This window comes from Oceanospirillum sp. (assembly GCF_048265165.1).
Taxonomy (GTDB): Bacteria; Pseudomonadota; Gammaproteobacteria; order Pseudomonadales; family Halomonadaceae; genus Oceanospirillum.
Genome location: NZ_JBLXCD010000005.1, coordinates 162,599 through 180,689, shown reverse-complemented (window position 1 = coordinate 180,689; position 18,091 = coordinate 162,599). Strand labels below are relative to the sequence as shown.

Sequence of the window (18,091 nt, the reverse complement as noted above, 5' to 3'; positions counted from 1 at the left end):
GATTCGGGGAAAATTTTCATGATAACGAAGACCTGTGACTACCTGTTGATTCGTCATCTTAAGCCTCAGGTTGATGCAGGGATCTGCTATGGGGCAACAGACCTTCCTCCGGAGGAGCGACCATCATCCGCCTGGCAGAAGCTGGGCCACAGTTGTGACCTACCTGTAATTTCAAGCCCGTTACAGAGGGCATCTGAACTTGCCCGTTATATTGCTCGGTGCCGTGGTGCTGGTGCATCACCATATCTGGATGATCGCTGGCAGGAGTTGGACTTTGGGCACTGGGAAGGACTGAGTTGGCAGGATATAGGCCGTGACAATGTTGAGCGCTGGCAGCAGAATCTGCTCAATTTCTCTTTTCCCGGAGGGGAGTCTGCAAACCTTATGCAGCAAAGAGTGCTGGCGGCTTTTCATGACTGGCAGCAGCAGGCAACTGGGGGGATTTTGGTGGCTCATCTGGGGGTTATCCGTATTGTGCTGGGGCATGTGCTACAGATCCCTTTTCAGCAACAGTTGGTGATACAGTTGGATTACCAACAAGGAGTCTGGCTCAGGCAAAGCTGGCTGGAAGATATTGCAGGAGGCTACCAGGAAGGTTCTGACTTATGGCAGCTTAAGGGTTTAAATCTGTCTGCAGAGGCTTTGTCGGCAAGCTTCACCTGATTGATGTGTGGATAGAAGGGCTGATAATTACAAATGAAATTCGTCGATCAAGCTTTAAGGAATCTGAATGACTGAGCGTGAAGGGGTTATAAAATATCGGTTGGATTACACCGAGACTGAGCCTTGCTTGCCCGAGCCCCTTGAGGCGATTCAGCAGTGGCGGCTGACTCTTTTTCAGCTGGAGCTGATCGGCCAGAACCCAGGGCGATATGGTGGTTTGGGGTATGGCAATATCAGTATTCGGTATGGGGATGGATTTATTATCAGTGGCACCCAGACCGGAGGGGTGGAACAGTTGTCACCGGAGCATTACGCGCTGGTCGAGTATTGCAATCCCTTAACCAATCATATTATTGCCAAAGGTCCCGTGAAGCCTTCTTCGGAAGCTCTGACCCATGGTACGGTTTATGCGCTGGATGACACCATTCAGGCGGTTATTCATGTACACAGTCCTGAGATTTGGTTGAATCGGGCGCGGCTTCAGATGGCTGAAACTCCGGCTGATGTGCCTTATGGCACACCTGAAATGGCCCAGGCGGTTAAAAATATCTGGCGGCAGGGACTGCTTTCGCTCAACACTGTATTCGCGATGGCGGGCCATGAAGATGGCGTAGTCAGTTTTGGCCGAGATATGAATGAAGCAGGTATGGCTATGCTGAATACTTTTCAGTGGGCCAGAACATTCGAGCTGAATGATGCAATTGAGACAGGGGAGCACCCTGCTGGTAGCCAGTACTTCTGATGGCTTGGCGGCTTTCCAGTTTATCGCCTGCTGGTTTTTTTGTGCGGATAGTATTTTGTTTAAGAACCCCATACCGGTGAGTTTGCTGGTACGGGGCTCAGATTGAGAATAATGTTCTTTTTATTGCTTAGCTGATGCTGTATCTGGTCCTAAACCAGCCGAGTTAGTTCGCTTGGGTAGCTTGCTCCGTGCATAGTTGATAATCAGAGCAACAAGAGCCAGGGCGGATATCATCATCAGCCACTGCGGTAACAAATGTTCGCTGGCAGCAAGTTGGGCGTTAATATCAATATTAAAATAGCGCACCAAAGCATTAGTGGTTAACCCGGAGATAAACGCAATACTAACAACACCGCCCAGATAACAGGCAAGCGCCTTGCCGCCCAGTTCCCGCTTAACAATTCCCAGAGTTGCCATATTGGTAGCAGGTCCCGCCAGCATAAACACCAGTACAGCACCGGGGGATATTCCGGACAGTAATAAACCCGCTGCAACAGGCGTTGATGCAGTAGCGCAAATGTACATAGGAATACCTACCAGCGCCATGACTGCCATTGCGGTAAAACCGCTGCCCCACTGAGTCAAAAACTGCTCCGGCACCCAGGTCAGTGTCATTGCTGCTAATATAAGGCCTACCATAAGCCAGCCAGCCATATCGTTAAATATGTCGACAAAGGCATAGTGTTGTCCCTGAATAAAACGGTTCAACACACTTGGTTTTTGTACCGGTTCACTGGATTTAACGGAAGAACAGCTGCTTTTTTTACTGCAGCAACCGCCTGCTGTTTCAGTGTTTTTGTTCTCTGACTGCTTTTGATCCGGTTCATCGCAAAATATTAATGTCATCAGGCCCGCGGTTATAGCACTCATAATGGCGGCAATAGGCCGGATAATTGCCATAAAAGGCCCCAATAGTGCATAAGAAACGGGTACAGAGTCGACACCGGTTTCCGGTGTGGCAATCAGAAAAGATACGGTTGCACTTTTGGATGCACCACTGCGCCTGAGGCTTATTGCTGCCGGAATAACGCTGCAGGAACATAAAGGCAAGGGCGCACCAAAAAGGGCGGCTTTTACAGTTGCGCTAACGCTGTCAGACCCAAGGTGTCGGGCGAGTGTGTCTGTAGAGACAAAACTATGAATCAAGCCGGCAACAACCAAGCCCCCCAATAGCCAGGGGGCCGCATCAAGGAAAAGAAGGTAGAAATTTTCAATAAGTAGCATGCTGTTTTTCCTTATCAGGGTGGCCATCAGCGAGTGCAGTAAGAATTGTGCAGTGGCTTGCCGGTAAGGGGCCGCCACAGCAGGCATCGGTAATCTGCTTCAGCGCAGTGCGCATCTGCTGTAACTCCTGAATTTTATTTTCGATTTCCATTAGCTTCTCTTCAGCAAAACGCTTTACGGTCTGGCAGGTTTCCTGTTCCCGGTTGACCTCCAGGTCCAGAAGTCCCGCAATATCCTTTAAGGAAAAACCAACGGCTTTGGCCCGCAGAATAAACTCAACCTGATTCCGGGCGCTTTCCGGATATAGGCGATAGCCTGACTCCGAACGTTTAGGCTCAGGGAGTAGTCCCTGCTTTTCGTAAAAACGCAGGGTTTCCACTGAAACGCCGCTGGCTTTTGCCAATGAACCAATTTTATAAGAACCGGACATCTGACTGACCTCTTCATTTTTCCAGAATTATAAACCCTATAGATAACTATAGGGTCAAGTGAGAGTGGTAAGATGTGCCGGTGTCATAAGAAGTAGAGGCTGACCAGTATCTGAATGTGTGCTTTTTATGTTTCTTATGTTCAGGATCGTCCGGGGAAAAAATGGTTATCTGAGTTTAAGTGAGGCTTATGATTGCCGATAATTGTGTTAATCTAAAACCAAATCGGCAGGCTACACCTGCCGGGGATATAAGAATATAAACAGAGGTTAATCGATGAAGCATCGTATCATCGCCAGTACCCTAGCCATTGCGGCTACTTTAGCTTCCATTCCATCTGAAGCGGCTCCGGTTTATCGTCAGACGGCCGATAGCAACCCGAGAGTTGATGTTTATCAGCAGTCCTATACTTATGCTGGCATTGATATGATGAGCTACAGTTATAGCGGAACAGCTACCGACTCCGGTAACTCTACCCGACTGACATTTGGGCAGCGTTTCGAAGAGTTTGTATCTGCGGAAACCCAATTGGCTATTGGTGATGGTGCCCATGAGTACTCTGTTGGAGTTTATGCCCGTGGTGCCCTGCCATTGGGCAGGCTTCAAATTAAGGGCTTAGTAGGGTTTGCTGCGTCACAGTTTGATAATGCCGGTGTTGTTGAGAACGTAAAAAGTGTCTCATACGGCGGTGGAGCTGAATTGACCTTATGGCGGGATTGGTATTTTAATGCTGACTATATGAGTTATGACGAGTCACTGGACGCTATTAATATCGGTTTTGGTGTTCGTTTCTGATATAACGCTGGTTATTTATTCAAAGAGCCAGCCTTGCTGGCTCTTTTTGTTTTTATGACGCAGAAGTTAATTACCGAATTAAATTCAGGAGAGGATTTGTGTCTGAGTTATTTTTATATTGGCCGGAATTCTTAACGGTTGTTGTTGTACATTTTTTGGCTGTTGCAAGCCCGGGCCCTGACTTTGCGGTTATTTTACGTCAAAGCCTTTGTGCCAGTAGTCGCTCAGGTGTCTGGACCGCTGTTGGAATAGGTAGTGGTATTTTGGTTCACGTTACCTATTCTTTGTTGGGGCTTGGTATTCTGATTGCTCAGTCAACTACGGCCTTTACGGTACTTAAAGTTTTAGGTGCGGCCTATCTGTTATGGGTTGGCTGGCAGTGCCTGAAAGCAAAACCATCCGATGAAGAGTCTGTAGATGATATTAGCCAGGACCGTGATGTAAATGCTGCAACGGCTTGGAAAGCTTGGCGTCTGGGTTTTCTGACCAATGTACTGAATGCTAAGGCAACGCTCTTTTTTGTGTCTTTGTTTTCTGTTGTGATCAGCCCGGAAACTCCCGTCTGGATTCAAGGGTTTTACGGGGCGTGGATGACGGTGATGACCGGGCTCTGGTTTGTTGGATTAGCCCTGTTTCTGTCCCGTGGTCAGGTTCGTGCTTTCTTCAGAAAAATTAGCCACTGGATTGAGCGTGTGACAGGTGTCGCTCTGATTGCATTAGCTGGTAAACTGGCTACAGCTTCCCAAGGGTAGTGTATTTGAAGCGTTGATATTATTCCGTTGTAGCCTACACCAAGGCAACGGAAGATAGCCGGGCCAGTTATCGGCAACAACAAAAAGCCGCTCTCCTGAGCGGTTTTCCAATAATATGCCTTCAGCACCCATCTGTGGCTTTTTATTTTTCTTTCTGACGGTTACATCTATCCCTGTCTCTGTGGCTTCCGGCGAAGGTTTTAGCTCGTTGACCAGCCTCTCGGCGAGGGCTGTTTCTGAGAGCCACTCCGGTGCCACAATAGGTGCCATCCAGTGAGGTTTACGGCAGATTCTCCACTGATAGTTTGTGCGCTGTTTTTTTTGTTTTAGCCATTGCTGCAGCGTGATCCATTGGCCTTTCTGGTGATTTGGATGCATGGCCTCAGGCTCTGGTAATGCGTCTTCCGTGGGAGAACCAGGGTAAAAAAGACAGCCCCGAGTTAAAGCACTGGATCGATCAGGTATAAGATTTACGCCATTTTTGTCCGTATGTTCTAATAGTCTTCGACGTACTTCCTTATCTTCAGACAGGGTCAGCTGTTGTGTGAAAAGCCGCTGCCACTTGTGCTCCATGCTATCCTGACAGGCAGCGCCTAACCAGTGACTCCATTTTTCAGGTGATCCCCAGCCGGTTTGTGTGCCTAAATAAAATTTAATTGCCAGTTCCAGGTGCCAGATCAGCCCGTCTCTGTGATCCAGAACCAGAATGTCAAACTCACCTAGTGTGCGCTGCTCTCCCTGGATGACCAGGTTATTGGCTAGCAACTGCAAATCAGGGTGTTGCTGGAAATAAAACAGCCATAACTGTTCGTGATAATGGCCTAAACGCTGAGCTTTTTCCCCGGATAAATAGGCCTCAATAGTTTTTGGACATTGATCAAGCTGTATTAAGCTATCCCAGTCAGGAGGGGGTATTTGCCAGCTTTCTGCAGTACAATGGCACAGTTGCTGCGTGGTTAATAGCCAGACCAGATCTCTGACCGCCTGATGCTGAAATATTTCCGGTGAGTACATGGCATCTCTTACTTAGTAGTCGTTGCTTTTGGGTATTCGTCGGTGCTTTTAGGACGGTCTGCAGCAAATTCTGGTGATAGTTGATCCTTTATTCCGAGTATATCGGATGTTGTATATCTTCTCCGCATTCCGGAGAATATCTTACAGAGTATGTAAGTACCGGGTTTTTGCCAGGCTATAACCGGCTTTTCTTTTTTTGGAAAGCTTACATCCACACCAAACGAATCATAAGACGGCAGATGGAACAATTTAAAAATATTGGCCTAATCGGGCGATTGGGTAGCACTAAGGTTGTGGACACAATGAAGCGGCTGATCCGCTACCTGCAAGAACGGGATCTGCACATCATTATTGAAGACCAGGTTGGCGAAGTAATGCCGGGCCATGGTCTACAGGAAGTCAGTCGTAAACTGATTGGTGAAGTCAGCGATCTGGTTATTGTCGTTGGTGGCGATGGCAGCCTTTTGGGTGCTGCCCGTGCCATTGCAAAATACAATACGCCGGTTTTAGGGGTAAACCGCGGCCGGCTAGGGTTTTTAACCGATATCTCACCGAACGAGCTCGAAGAGCGTGTTGGCGAAGTACTGGATGGCCAGTATATTACTGAAACCCGCTTTATGCTGGATGCTGAGGTTTACCGTAACGGCGAGCCTGTCGGTAACGCTGTTGGCTTGAATGATGTGGTACTGCACCCGGGTAAGTCAGCCCGCATGATTGAATTCGATCTCTATATTGAGGGCCAGTATGTTTACAATCAGCGCTCAGATGGCTTAATTGTTTCTACTCCGACTGGGTCTACTGCGTACTCCCTGTCTGGTGGTGGGCCGATTATGCATCCAAAACTGGATGCTATTGTGCTTGTGCCTATGTTCCCTCACACACTAAGTAGCCGCCCGATTGTCGTTGATGGCAGTAGTGAAGTGAAAATTATCATTGCTGAAGATAACGAAGCCTACCCACATGTCAGCTGTGATGGTCAGACGCATCTAGTCACTAAGCCCGGCGATGTTCTTTATGTTAAAAAGCGTCCGTATAAGCTGCGACTGATTCACCCTGTAGATCATAATTTTTACGAAATTTGCCGAACAAAGTTGGGCTGGAGTAGTAGTTTTGGCGATCAGTAACACCAATTTTACTTGCCTGCCTGATGCTTCGGGCTACGATTTGATTGGCGATATTCATGGTTGCGCCCGCACGCTTGAACGCCTTTTACTACAAATGGATTATCGCAAGAGCAATGGTACCTGGCGGCACCCCGAGCGTAAGATTATTTTTCTTGGAGATATTGTCGATCGGGGGCCTCGTATCCGGGAGTCTCTTGAACTGGTTTACAGCATGGTTCAGGCTGGTGAAGCAGTCTGCATTATGGGGAACCACGAACATAATGCTCTGACGTACTGCACCCCTGCACCTGAAGGTTTTGCCGATGATTATCTGCGCAGCCACAACCCTCGCCATACCCGATTAATCAGGGAAACCCTGGATCAGTTTGCCGGTGCTCAGGATGAATGGGCGCTTTATCTTGACTGGTTCAGAACCTTACCTCTTTATATTGAATCTGAAGCCTTTCGCGTGGTACATGCCAGTTGGGACAGAAGATTAATACAGAGACTTCGGGATGAATATTCTACTGACAAGATCACTTATGACTTATTAATCGAATCTGTTCAGCCGGGAAGTTTTGGCTTTCACCTAATGGAGCACCTTACACGGGGAAGTCATATCCGTCTGCCCGAAGGTATAGAAATCCATGGAGGTGATGGTTTTACCCGCAGGACCTTTCGTACTCATTTTTGGGCAGAGAATCCTAAAACATATGGTGATGTGATTTTTCAGCCGGATAACTTGCCGGGAAATCTTGAAGACCGGGCTTTGAGTGAGCAGGAGAAAGCCGCCTTGCTGCATTATGCCCATGACGAACGTCCTCTGTTTATTGGCCATTATTGGTGTGAAGGTGTGCCGGCCCTTGTTACACCGAATATAGCCTGTCTTGATTATAGTGCTGTGAAATATGGCAAGCTGGCCTGCTATCGTTACAGTGGCGAGACTCAGCTGGATGCCCGTAACTTTGTCTGGATCTCTGTTGATCGCGATGAGAACGGAGAAAGGCAGGGTTAGCAGGTTTCAAAGAGCTGCTTTAAGATCATCTTTGTGGAGTATTTTCCTGCAAGAGGTTGGAACTTTAAGAAATGGACGCATACTAAGAGTATGGTTACTTTCTGAGCATCGGTTGTTCTCGTAACCTGAGGTTCATGATGTCGACTGAGGTTATATGCCTACGGTGCCGGTTTATGGGTACAGGAGGGTAGGTTCCATTTTGCCTGTGTCGAGTGATTTGAGCCTTGCTTTACTGAATAGAGCTTGCTCACTGAGTAAGCCCGTTTCGAAAAGCAAAGTAAGATGAGTGACAGGATGTTCCTCCAGCGAGTTAATCCGGCAGCACGTACCATGCTGCCGGATTTTTTTATGCCTGTTTTCTGATGTAGAGGTTCTTATGATAAAAGTACTGGAACTGCCAACGGATAAAGATTTGGCTGAATTAAGTCGCGAATTATGGGTGCGAAAGATTGGCCATCAAATCCGTCAGGGGGATACGAAACAGGAGATCTTTCTGGCTAATCCTAAAGACTACCCTCAACTGCTGGCGCTGGTGCAGGACTGGCAAAGCGGCACTCTGGCCTACACAGTTGAACCTGAGAAAGATTACTCAGATGGGCTCAGAAAAGGTCTGATGTCGATGAAACAGTGGCCCCTGACCGCGATAATTTTACTTATAAGCGGGTTACTGACAGCACTGATCAGCTTTGAACCAAACCCAAACTGGCTAGCCCATTTCACCATTGTACCCTTTGAGCAGGTCAACCGTGGGCTGGCCTATTTACCTTTATGGTCTACGCTTCAGGGCGGGGAAATCTGGCGGCTGATCACACCGGCTTTTCTTCACTTTGGCATTATGCATCTGATTTTTAATAGTTTATGGGTCTGGGAGATGGGGCGTTTGATTGAGCGTCAGCAATCAAGTGGACACCTTGCCGTGCTCTTTTTGGTCAGTGGTATTATCGCTAACCTGGCTCAGTATATAGCGGGGGATATTCTTTTCGGAGGTTTGTCTGGTGTTGTTTACGCCTTGCTGGGGTATTGTTGGTTTTGGGATCGTTTTGCTGCCCGCCCTCAGTTTTTTATCCGCAAACCGGTGTTTATTATACTTTTAGTCTGGCTGGTGTTTTGTCTTGTGGGAGGGGCATCGATGCTGGGCTTTGGCGGGGTTGCCAACGCCGCCCATGTGGCAGGCCTGGTTTCTGGCAGCATATGGGCCCTGGTAAGTGTTAAACTCCTCGGTAAAGGTCGGAGTAATAGGCACTCTTATTAGTAATAGGCACTCTTATATTAGTAATAATTACTCTTGTTGATGGAGTGCCTTTGTTGAATTGAGATCGGGTTTGGCGCTCTGAATGTTAAATTTCTGCGTATTTTTAAGCTGTTATCTGCAACACCTGAAACCAGCAGATACGATATAATCCCTGTATTAACTTCGGCTGTTACGTATGAGCGGCTGCTTACTGATTATGGAGCTCCCCCATGACCCTGCAAGATATGATTCAGAATATGACTCCGGAAATTTACGCCAGCCTACGTCAGGCAGTAGAGCTGCGTAAATGGCCGAACGGTGTTCGCCTGACAGAAGAGCAGGTTGAGCTCTGTATGGAAGCCGTGATTCTGTTTGAAATTCAGCATGATATGCCGGCTCAGGATCGAGTAGGTTTTATGGAAGATCAATGTGAAAGTGATAAAGAACACACCGACATTATTAAAATAATGCATTGAGCTTACTGGAAAATTTAGGAGATTATATGACGCTTGTTTCCGGTCAGTTGCATAAAATGTTCACTCAGGATACTCAGCCCGTAAGCTATAGGCTGGAGCTGGGTGATACAGCGGTTATGCTCAATGACCTGATAGGTCAAAAACTGAAGTTCAGTTTTCATGGTGCGATTAACTGCAGCCACTGTGGCCGAAAAACGAAAAAAAGCTATTCGCAAGGCTTCTGTTATCCGTGTTTTAAGAAATTAGCACAGTGTGATACCTGTATTATGAGCCCGGAAAAGTGCCATTATGATGCCGGTACTTGTCGGGAGCCTGAGTGGGGCGAAAAATTCTGCTTTCAGGATCATATTGTCTATTTGGCTAATTCCTCTGGTTTAAAAGTTGGTATTACCCGTGAAACCCAGATCCCAACCCGCTGGATGGATCAGGGGGCTCTGGCGGCACTGCCTATCTTTCGGGTTAAGACCCGCAAGCAATCAGGTTTGGTTGAAGATGTGATCCGTCAGCATGCTTCAGACAGAACGAATTGGCGAAATATGCTCAAGGGGCTAAGTCCGGAAATTGACTTATTGGCGGAGCGGGATCGTTTATTAGAACTGGCAAAAGATGAGATTTCGGCGTTGCAGGCTGAGTTTGGCCTGGAGGCTATCTATCCCTTGTTGGATGCTAAGCCATTTACTTTCAGTTACCCCGTTGTCCAACATCCGGAAAAGGTGACGGCGCTTAATCTGGATAAGACTCCTGAAGTTGAAGGTATCTTGCAGGGAATTAAAGGACAATACCTGATACTGGATACAGGTGTGCTCAACATTCGTAAGTTTAGTGCCTATCACGTGGATCTTGAGATCTCAGAGGACGGCTGATTCAGAATACGTAACACGCAGTGATAAACGTCATTGCGCAGTAACCGAATCATGAATCAGTTTGCACCAGTCTGTATATTGCTTTTAATAACTTACGCCATTTCGCAGGGAACGAATCGTCATGCTTTATCTTCACCTGATAACTCAATTCAGATATCAGAACTGATATAGATTGGTTAATGGTGTTAGGTATCTTCATCTGAAGTAAAGTTGATGTTTCCGAATGAGATCACTCTGATGTCTCAGGCAGTACTTTTTGACGCGGTGTACCCTGTTGTAATTTTATAATTTATATCTGCTTATCGGGTGTTTTATGAGTTCAGTAAACAACGAAATTATTTATCTTAAAGATTATTTGCCACCGGCCTTTCTGGTTCAGGCCGTGAATCTGGAGTTTGACCTGTCTCCCCATAAAACACGGGTACGCAGTACAATCACTTTTACCCGAAATCAAGAACGGAATGCCGGACTCCCGCTCGAGTTACATGGTAATGAGCTTAAGTTGATCTCCGTTGAGATAGATGGTCAGCCTTTGTCGGAGAGCCAATACCAGATCACAGCGGAGCAACTGATTATTCCTGATGTGCCGGATCAGTTTGTGTTGAAAACCGATGTTCAGATCGATCCTGCCAATAATACCTCGCTGGAAGGCTTGTATCGTTCCAATACGATGTTCTGCACACAATGTGAGGCTGAGGGTTTCCGCAAGATTACTTATTACCCGGATCGCCCGGATGTGATGGCAGCGTTCACCACCACAGTGATCGCCGATAAAACCGAATACCCTGTTCTGCTCTCCAATGGTAATCCAATCGAAAAAGGTGAACTGGATAACAATCGCCACTTTGTTATTTGGCAGGATCCATTTGATAAGCCTGCTTATCTCTTTGCTCTGGTGGCTGGCGATCTGCAGGTGGTGAACGACACCTTTACTACCATGAGTGGCCGCGAGGTGGCGCTGGAAATCTGGGTAGAGCCGGAGAATATCACCAAGTGTGATCATGCCATGGCATCGTTAAAAGCGGCTATGAAATGGGACGAAGAGGTGTATGGTCGCGAATACGATCTGGATATTTATATGATCGTGGCGGTTAACGACTTTAATATGGGGGCAATGGAAAACAAAGGTCTGAATATCTTTAATTCCTCCTGTGTGCTGGCGCGCCCGGATACAGCCACTGATGGTGCCTTCCAGCGTATTGAAGGCGTTGTTGCCCACGAGTACTTCCATAACTGGTCCGGTAATAGGGTTACCTGCCGCGACTGGTTCCAGCTCTCCCTGAAAGAGGGCTTTACGGTTTACCGGGATCAGTGCTTTTCGGCGGATATGAATGATGCGGCGGTGAAGCGTATTGAAGATGTTGCGATGTTGCGTACGGCGCAATTTGCTGAGGACTCTGGACCAACGGCGCACCCGGTGCGTCCGGATCATTTTATTGAAATTTCCAATTTTTATACCCTGACGATCTACGAAAAAGGCTCTGAGATTGTGCGGATGATTGCCAATCTATTAGGGCCGGATCTGTTCCGCAAAGGGTCTGATCTTTATTTTGAACGTCACGATGGCCAAGCGGTTACCGTGGAAGACTTTATTGGAGCCATGGCGGACGCTTCGGGTATCGACTTTACCCAGTTTATGAACTGGTACAGCCAGTCAGGCACACCGGAGCTTACGGTTAGCGGCCACTATGATGCTGCGGCTCAGCAGTACACACTAACGATTAAGCAGCAAACGCCAGTAACGAACGATCAGCCAGAGAAACTGCCCCTGCATATTCCCGTTAAAGTGGGGCTGTTGAATGCAGCTGGTGAAGACCTTCCGCTAAATCTGAGTGCTGGAGAAGCATCTGGAGAACAGGGAGACACTGATCGCGTTCTGCACCTGCGTGAAGCTGAGCAGGTTTTCGTTTTTGAAGGTATTGATGAAGAGCCTGTCCCCTCTCTGTTGCGTGGTTTTTCAGCTCCCGTTAAGCTGGATTTCGGTTATACACAGGCACAACTACTGCACCTGATGCGCCATGACTCCGATGGCTTTAACCGATGGGATGCCGGCCAGCGTTTGGCTATTACTGCTCTTAAAGCGATGGTTACTCAGTTTGAAGCGGGCCAGATGCCTAGGCTTGACTCTGCACTGACTGAGGCTTACAAAGGTTTATTCGAATCAGGCCTTGCCCCCGCGATTCTTGCAGAGATGCTGATTCTGCCTGGGGAAGCTTATCTGGCAGAACAGTTTGATATCGTACCGGTGGATGCGATTCATGCCTGTCGTAATATTGCCCGTAAAACACTGGCTGAGACTTTGAATGCTGAGCTGGAACAGGCTGTTGCGGAAAATCAGCTGACAGGAGAGTATCGACCGCTGGCAGAGGATATCGCCAAGCGTCGTCTGAAAAATATCTGTCAGTCTTACCTGATGACATTGGAAACCGATGAGGTCGTAGAGCGCAGTTGGCAGCAATTCAGCGCGGCAGATAATATGACCGATCAGCATGCTGCACTGATGGCTCTGGTGCACTCCAAGCAGGATGAGAAAGCGAAAGCGGCTCTGGAAAGCTTTGAACAGCAGTGGAAAGATGATGCATTAGTGATGGATCAGTGGTTTCAGGTGCAGGCAAGCCGGCCCCACCCTGATGCTTTAGCGAGAGTTAAAGCCTTGATGGAGCATCCGGCGTTTAGCCTGAAAAATCCTAATAAAGTGCGTTCATTGATTAGTGTTTACTGTAATCAGAACCGGGCTAATTTCCACAGTATTGATGGCTTAAGTTATCAGTTCCTGGCCGATGTGGTGCTGGAGCTGGATGGAATGAATCCGCAGATTGCTTCTCGACTGATAACCCCGTTGACCCGTTGGCAGAAGATGGACAGCAAACGTCAGCAGTTGATGCAGGCGGAGTTGCAGCGTATTGCAGCCGCTGACCTGTCAAAAGATCTGTTTGAAGTGGTTCAGAAAGCACTGCCATAGAAGGTGCATTGAGATCTGATGTCATAAAAAAACCCAAGCCTTTGGCTTGGGTTTTTTGTTTCATTACTCACGAATACAGCATCGGAGTATGAATTATCAGCGTTGAATTGCTGATTAGTGCTCGTGATCACCAGCACCATGAACGTGACCATGCTCCAGCTCTTCAGCAGATGCATCACGGACTTCAACAACTTCAACGTCAAAGCTCAGAGTTACGCCAGCCAGAGGGTGGTTAGCATCGATGGTTACTTTGTCATCTTCAACTTTAGTCACAGTTACTGCGATTGGCTGACCGGTATTGGATTCTGCATGGAACTCCATACCAACCTGAACTTCATCAACGCCCTGGAACATTTCAGCAGGAACTTCCTGAACCAGCTCAGCGATATGTTCACCGTAGCCATCTGCAGGGGCAACTGTCACGTTCAGTTTGTCACCGGCAGTTTTACCTACCAGAGCATCTTCCAGACCAGGAATAATGTTAGCGGCACCGTGCAGGTATGCCAGTGGCTCTGCACCAGCAGAAGAGTCGATCGTATCGCCAGCTTCGTTAGTCAGAGTGTAGTGAATGGATACAACTGCGTTGTCCTGAATTTGCATGAGGTGCCTCTTTGCTTTAACTGTATTTAGCGTTTAATGTGGCAGGATAACATGCCTCGTAGGCGTGTATGCAACCCGGTTAGGGAATTTCCGGTTAAAGAGTTTGTTAAACCTTGTAGAATGTATGGTTTTTCTGGTGGCGCCGAATATTTGTATGTAATATTTTGCTGCCAGTGTGAGTTTTTATTGCGTTTTTCTGAACGGCTGCAAGGACACATTCAGACGACAACCTTTAATAGAGCAACAGGATGCTGCCCCATGAAACAGAACTTGCCTGTCACCCAGGTTGAGAAGAGTTTTCCCGATGACTTACCTCTGATTTCCACAACTGACCTGAAAGGGCAGATCACCTTCGTAAATGATGCCTTTGTTGAGATCTCCGGTTTTACCCGTGAAGAGTTGATGGGACGACCGCACAATATGGTCCGTCACCCGGACGTTCCTTCCGCCGTATTTGCCGATATGTGGGCTACATTGCAGAAAAATAAGCCTTGGATGGGCATCGTAAAAAACCGTTGTAAAAACGGTGACCATTACTGGGTTAATGCGTTTGTCACACCTATTTTTGATGATGGACAAGTCACTGGCTACCAGTCTGTGCGGTCAAAACCGAAACAGAAAATGGTGAAACGAGCTGAAGATATCTATGCACGTGTTGCTAAAGGCAGGAAGCGCTTTAGTTTTTATGATGTGAACCTCAGCTCAGGTGTTCCCATACTTCTGTTTGTAGCGGCGCTTATTCCCAGTAGCCTGAGCTGGGTGTTTAATCTGTCGGTATCTGCAACGCTGGGGATATCGGTTGCCGTTGGTGCTTCTGGTCTTTTATTGCTTAACGTGTTGATGACGCCACTGAAAAAAGCTAATGACCGGGCCCAGCGTTATATCGACAGTGATCTTTTGAAAGAGATGTATGCCAACTGTACTGCTGAGGCAGGACAGATGTATCTGGCTGCGATTATGCGTGAAGCTAATGTTAATGCAATGACCACGCGTATCACACATTCTGCCAAAGAGTTGTACACCCTTGGCGATGAGACCACACAGATTGCAAATCATGCTGCGGTAGCGATTGACCGTCAGGCTGCCGAAGTAGAGCAGATCGCTAGCGTGATCAGCCAGCTTTCCGGTGCGATTGATGATGTCGCTCAGAATGCTAACTCTGCTTCAGATGAGACACACCGGGCTAAAGGAATGGCGCATCAGGGGCGTAGCATGGTTAATGATACAGCCCGGTCTATCCATATATTGGCTTCGGCTATTCAACAAGCTGCGGTTAAGGTTGAGGGGCTGCATCAGGCCACCGACGATATCGCTTCTGCCATTTCGGTGATTACAGATATTGCGGATCAGACAAATCTGTTAGCACTTAATGCTGCTATAGAGGCGGCCCGTGCAGGTGAACAGGGTCGTGGTTTTGCAGTGGTTGCTGATGAAGTCCGTGTCCTGGCGCAACGGACTCAAAGCTCTACCGGTGAGATCTATGACTCTCTAGAGCGACTGAAAAAAGAGACGGAAGAGGTTGTTCGGGTGATGAGTGTCAGCCGGGAAAGTGCCACCCACTGTGTTGATCAGGCGCAGGTGGCAGGTGAAACGCTCAATGCAATCAGTCAGACCATGGAATCAATAACAGATATGAGCCAGACTATTGCGGCAGCAGCAACTCAGCAAAGTTCTGCCTCCGATGAGATACGTAATAATCTGGATTTAGTTAATGATGCTGCTGGGCGGGCGACAGAATCCTCTGCCCGAACCAAAGAAGCTTCAAATAACCTGATCAGTAGTGTCAGGCAGATTATGCAAAGTATTACCCGGTAAGAAGCTTGCTTGCCAGAGAGAGAAAAAGATGGGATACAGAGAAAAGAATAGCACGTATTAATTTAAGGCTTTAATAGTTCTGACATGCTTTTGTATGAAAATTCTCTGGCTAAACAGTCACTTACTAATATTCTAAGGGTAAATCAGTTGCGTAGTGTGGAAAAGCGGGCTTTGTATTTGAGAATACGGGATTATCTGGCAGCAGATATTGCTGCGGGGAAGTGGGCCGAGAATGAGAAGTTACCTTCTGAGCGGCAGCTGTCTGAGCAGTTTAATACAACCCGGGTTACTGCGCGCCAGGCCCTGACTCAGCTTGAGGCTGAAGGGGTGATTTTCCGTTCTAACCGCCGGGGCTGGTTTGTGACGCCGCCGCGTATTAACTATGATCCTAGCCGCGATATGGGCTTTGTACGTTATGTCGAAGATCAGGGCTTTAGCGCACGGACTCAGACCTTGGAGAAAAAGCTGATAGAACTGCCGGATCATATCGCCGATGAAGTCGGGCTTGACCGTGGAACCCCTGTTTATGAAATTTTGCGCCGCCGATACATCAATGATCGCCCTTGCCTCATTGAAAAAATATTTCTCAACCCCAAACACTGCCCCGGTGTTTTGCAGTACTCTCTGGACCGCTCGTTGTGGAGCCTTCTGAAGGCAGAATATGATCTGGTGCCGGTGGAGCGACACCTGGAGATTTATCCTCAAACACTAGAGCAGCCTATTGCTGAGGCACTGGATGCTAATACTGGTAACTCAGGCCTTTATATACGGCGCATCTGCCGTGACCAGAGCGGGGATTTTCTGGAGCTAGATGAAGAGTTCTGGCTGCATAATGCACTAAAAGTTGTTGTTAGTGTGATGCCGGACTGATTATCCGGTCATTTTTTGTGTTCTCTGAGCTACTCTGCCTGTCATAACGATTGCCTCCTTCTCTGTCTTTTTTTCGTCACTGATTTGTCATACTTATTGCTTAATATCTGGTATATACCAGATATTGGTCTGATGAGTCTGTGCACAGGACGCCGCCTGAGATCAGATCGTCTGCAAGGGAGCCGGGGAGGAGCATCAAGTGCCGAAAAAACGTCATATTCTTATTATTGGTGGCGGCATACTGGGGTGCAGTGCGGCTTTTGCTCTCAGTCAACGGGCTCACTGCAAAGTGACTCTGCTGGAGGCTAATACACTGGCTGCAGCGACAACCAGTTCTGCTGCAGCTTTGTTAACCCGTGCTCGTCACAAACCTGTTATCTCTGATTTAGTGAGAGAGACGTTTGCGGCCATGGCTCAGCTGAATACCTTGTTGGATCAGCCTCTGCCTTATAAAAAAGTAGGTAGTCTGCACATCGCCTGCAGTAGTGAGTCAAGTGATCAGCTGGATGCGATGGCAATGCTTGCTGCTGAACAGCAGTTGCCGGTCCATGATTTGTCGATGGCAGAGGTCAGGCAAAAGTCACCCTGGCTTTCTCTACCAGGTGGCGCACGAGCCCTGTTTATGCCTGAGGATGGCTTTATCGATCCCTACCAGTTGGCTATGGCTTATCGACAGGGAGCTGCGGCATGCGCCCGTCAGTCTGGTGCAGAGTTGAGTATTTTGCAGAACACACGGGTTGAAAAAATAGCATTTGAGCCCGCAAGTGCTCATCCGGCCTGTGTGACAGGTGTAAAGCTGGCAGATGGCCAGTTAATTGATGCGGATACTGTGATTGATGCTGCGGGACCATGGTCAACACTTTTGGCGAATGAGGTTGGTGTGGATCTTGCCATGGCCCCTGTACGTAGCCATTACTGGATTACCGGTAAGCTGAGCTCTGTGCCACCTGATTCACCTATGGTTATTCTTCCGGATGCCAGGGCCTACGCCCGTCCTGAGGTGGGCCATTTGCTGTTTGGTTTGCGGGATTATCAGCCTGTTTATACGAGTCCAGAGCAATTGCCTAATGAACTGTCCGGGTTCTGCTTTGGTCATGATCCGGAGGGTTGGCAGTCTCTGGAAGACGGATATAAGGATCTGGCGGGTTTTTTCCCCGAAATTGACCGTGTGCCTGTTGAGCATTACATCTCGGGAATCTCCAGTTACACCCCTGATGGTAGTCCGCTCGCAGGATTTCTGACGGATGATAAAGGCAAAAGAATAATGGAAGGCTTTATAGCTCTGACTGGCTGCTCCGGAGGCGGTATCGGTATGTCTGGTGGGCTTGGGCGACTGGCCGCAGAGTTAGCGTTGGACAAGCCTCTTTTTACTGATCTTAAACCTCTGGCGCTGAATCGCTTTGGTAGTGTTGATCCTTTAAGTGACGATTTTCAGCGTCGATGTGCATTAGCCCGTATGGCTAAGCGCAGTGGATAAGCGTGACTGAAGCACTGCTGCTATATGGCCAGTACGACATCCTGAAACTTTTTTTGTAACT

17 protein-coding genes are annotated in these 18,091 nt (G+C 48.0%); 13 read left to right on the top strand and 4 right to left on the bottom strand.

What is annotated here, in order from left to right; genetic code table 11:
- The first annotated feature begins 18 nt into the window (after positions 1 to 18).
- Both ACN0R8_RS11625 and ACN0R8_RS11620 read left to right on the top strand, forming a co-directional pair.
- Positions 19 to 663, top strand: a complete 645-nt coding sequence (locus ACN0R8_RS11625; protein ID WP_417597586.1) for a histidine phosphatase family protein — start codon at positions 19 to 21, stop codon at positions 661 to 663.
- A 67-nt stretch (positions 664 to 730) separates the two neighbouring features.
- Positions 731 to 1,405, top strand: a complete 675-nt coding sequence (locus tag ACN0R8_RS11620) for a class II aldolase/adducin family protein (protein WP_417597584.1) — start codon at positions 731 to 733, stop codon at positions 1,403 to 1,405.
- Between the two features lie 120 nt (positions 1,406 to 1,525).
- Here ACN0R8_RS11620 and ACN0R8_RS11615 read toward each other — a convergent pair whose 3' ends face one another.
- Both ACN0R8_RS11615 and zntR read right to left on the bottom strand, forming a co-directional pair.
- On the bottom strand, positions 1,526 to 2,629 hold the full coding sequence (locus tag ACN0R8_RS11615) for an SO_0444 family Cu/Zn efflux transporter (protein WP_417597582.1): 1,104 nt from the start codon (positions 2,627 to 2,629) through the stop codon (positions 1,526 to 1,528).
- Positions 2,616 to 3,059, bottom strand: a complete 444-nt coding sequence (zntR, locus tag ACN0R8_RS11610) for a Zn(2+)-responsive transcriptional regulator (RefSeq protein ID WP_417597580.1) — start codon at positions 3,057 to 3,059, stop codon at positions 2,616 to 2,618. The genes ACN0R8_RS11615 and zntR overlap by 14 nt, the downstream gene beginning before the upstream one ends.
- Positions 3,060 to 3,333: 274 nt before the next feature.
- On the opposite strand from zntR, the gene ACN0R8_RS11605 reads away from it, so the two are divergent.
- On the top strand, positions 3,334 to 3,852 hold the full coding sequence (locus tag ACN0R8_RS11605; protein WP_417597578.1) for an outer membrane beta-barrel protein: 519 nt from the start codon (positions 3,334 to 3,336) through the stop codon (positions 3,850 to 3,852).
- A gap of 98 nt (positions 3,853 to 3,950) precedes the next feature.
- Positions 3,951 to 4,604 (top strand): LysE family translocator, encoded by a 654-nt coding sequence (locus ACN0R8_RS11600; RefSeq protein ID WP_417597576.1) that lies wholly within the window; start codon positions 3,951 to 3,953, stop codon positions 4,602 to 4,604.
- On the opposite strand, the gene ACN0R8_RS11595 is transcribed toward ACN0R8_RS11600, so the two are convergent.
- Positions 4,569 to 5,618 carry a DUF1853 family protein gene (locus ACN0R8_RS11595; protein ID WP_417597574.1) on the bottom strand — a complete coding sequence of 350 codons (1,050 nt, stop codon included), beginning with the start codon at positions 5,616 to 5,618 and terminating at the stop codon, positions 4,569 to 4,571. The genes ACN0R8_RS11600 and ACN0R8_RS11595 overlap by 36 nt on opposite strands.
- 239 nt (positions 5,619 to 5,857) lie before the next feature.
- Between ACN0R8_RS11595 and ACN0R8_RS11590 the strand changes: the two genes are divergently transcribed.
- From ACN0R8_RS11590 to pepN, 6 genes are all read left to right on the top strand, one after another.
- A complete protein-coding gene (locus ACN0R8_RS11590) occupies positions 5,858 to 6,742 on the top strand; it encodes an NAD(+) kinase (protein ID WP_078320060.1) in 885 nt (294 codons plus the stop codon).
- Positions 6,729 to 7,736: a metallophosphoesterase gene (locus ACN0R8_RS11585; protein WP_417597572.1), complete on the top strand. Its 1,008-nt coding sequence runs from the start codon at positions 6,729 to 6,731 to the stop codon at positions 7,734 to 7,736. The genes ACN0R8_RS11590 and ACN0R8_RS11585 overlap by 14 nt, the downstream gene beginning before the upstream one ends.
- A 376-nt stretch (positions 7,737 to 8,112) precedes the next feature.
- Positions 8,113 to 8,988: a rhomboid family intramembrane serine protease gene (locus tag ACN0R8_RS11580; RefSeq protein WP_417597570.1), complete on the top strand. Its 876-nt coding sequence runs from the start codon at positions 8,113 to 8,115 to the stop codon at positions 8,986 to 8,988.
- A 209-nt stretch (positions 8,989 to 9,197) separates the two neighbouring features.
- A complete protein-coding gene (locus ACN0R8_RS11575) occupies positions 9,198 to 9,443 on the top strand; it encodes a YeaC family protein (protein ID WP_078320062.1) in 246 nt (81 codons plus the stop codon).
- 26 nt (positions 9,444 to 9,469) lie between these two features.
- Positions 9,470 to 10,306 (top strand): DUF2797 domain-containing protein, encoded by an 837-nt coding sequence (locus ACN0R8_RS11570; RefSeq protein WP_417597568.1) that lies wholly within the window; start codon positions 9,470 to 9,472, stop codon positions 10,304 to 10,306.
- 313 nt (positions 10,307 to 10,619) lie between these two features.
- Positions 10,620 to 13,268, top strand: a complete 2,649-nt coding sequence (gene pepN, locus ACN0R8_RS11565) for an aminopeptidase N (RefSeq protein WP_417597565.1) — start codon at positions 10,620 to 10,622, stop codon at positions 13,266 to 13,268.
- A gap of 114 nt (positions 13,269 to 13,382) precedes the next feature.
- Here pepN and ACN0R8_RS11560 read toward each other — a convergent pair whose 3' ends face one another.
- A complete protein-coding gene (locus tag ACN0R8_RS11560) occupies positions 13,383 to 13,868 on the bottom strand; it encodes an FKBP-type peptidyl-prolyl cis-trans isomerase (RefSeq protein WP_417597563.1) in 486 nt (161 codons plus the stop codon).
- Between the two features lie 258 nt (positions 13,869 to 14,126).
- Here ACN0R8_RS11560 and ACN0R8_RS11555 point away from each other — a divergent pair, with 258 nt between their 5' ends.
- The 3 genes from ACN0R8_RS11555 (at position 14,127) to ACN0R8_RS11545 (ending at position 18,030) form a co-directional block, all read left to right on the top strand.
- A complete protein-coding gene (locus ACN0R8_RS11555; protein WP_417597561.1) occupies positions 14,127 to 15,683 on the top strand; it encodes a methyl-accepting chemotaxis protein in 1,557 nt (518 codons plus the stop codon).
- Positions 15,684 to 15,839: 156 nt separating this feature from the next.
- On the top strand, positions 15,840 to 16,553 hold the full coding sequence (locus ACN0R8_RS11550) for a UTRA domain-containing protein (protein WP_417597689.1): 714 nt from the start codon (positions 15,840 to 15,842) through the stop codon (positions 16,551 to 16,553).
- 199 nt (positions 16,554 to 16,752) lie between these two features.
- Positions 16,753 to 18,030: an NAD(P)/FAD-dependent oxidoreductase gene (locus tag ACN0R8_RS11545; RefSeq protein ID WP_417597559.1), complete on the top strand. Its 1,278-nt coding sequence runs from the start codon at positions 16,753 to 16,755 to the stop codon at positions 18,028 to 18,030.
- Positions 18,031 to 18,091: the final 61 nt, after the last annotated feature.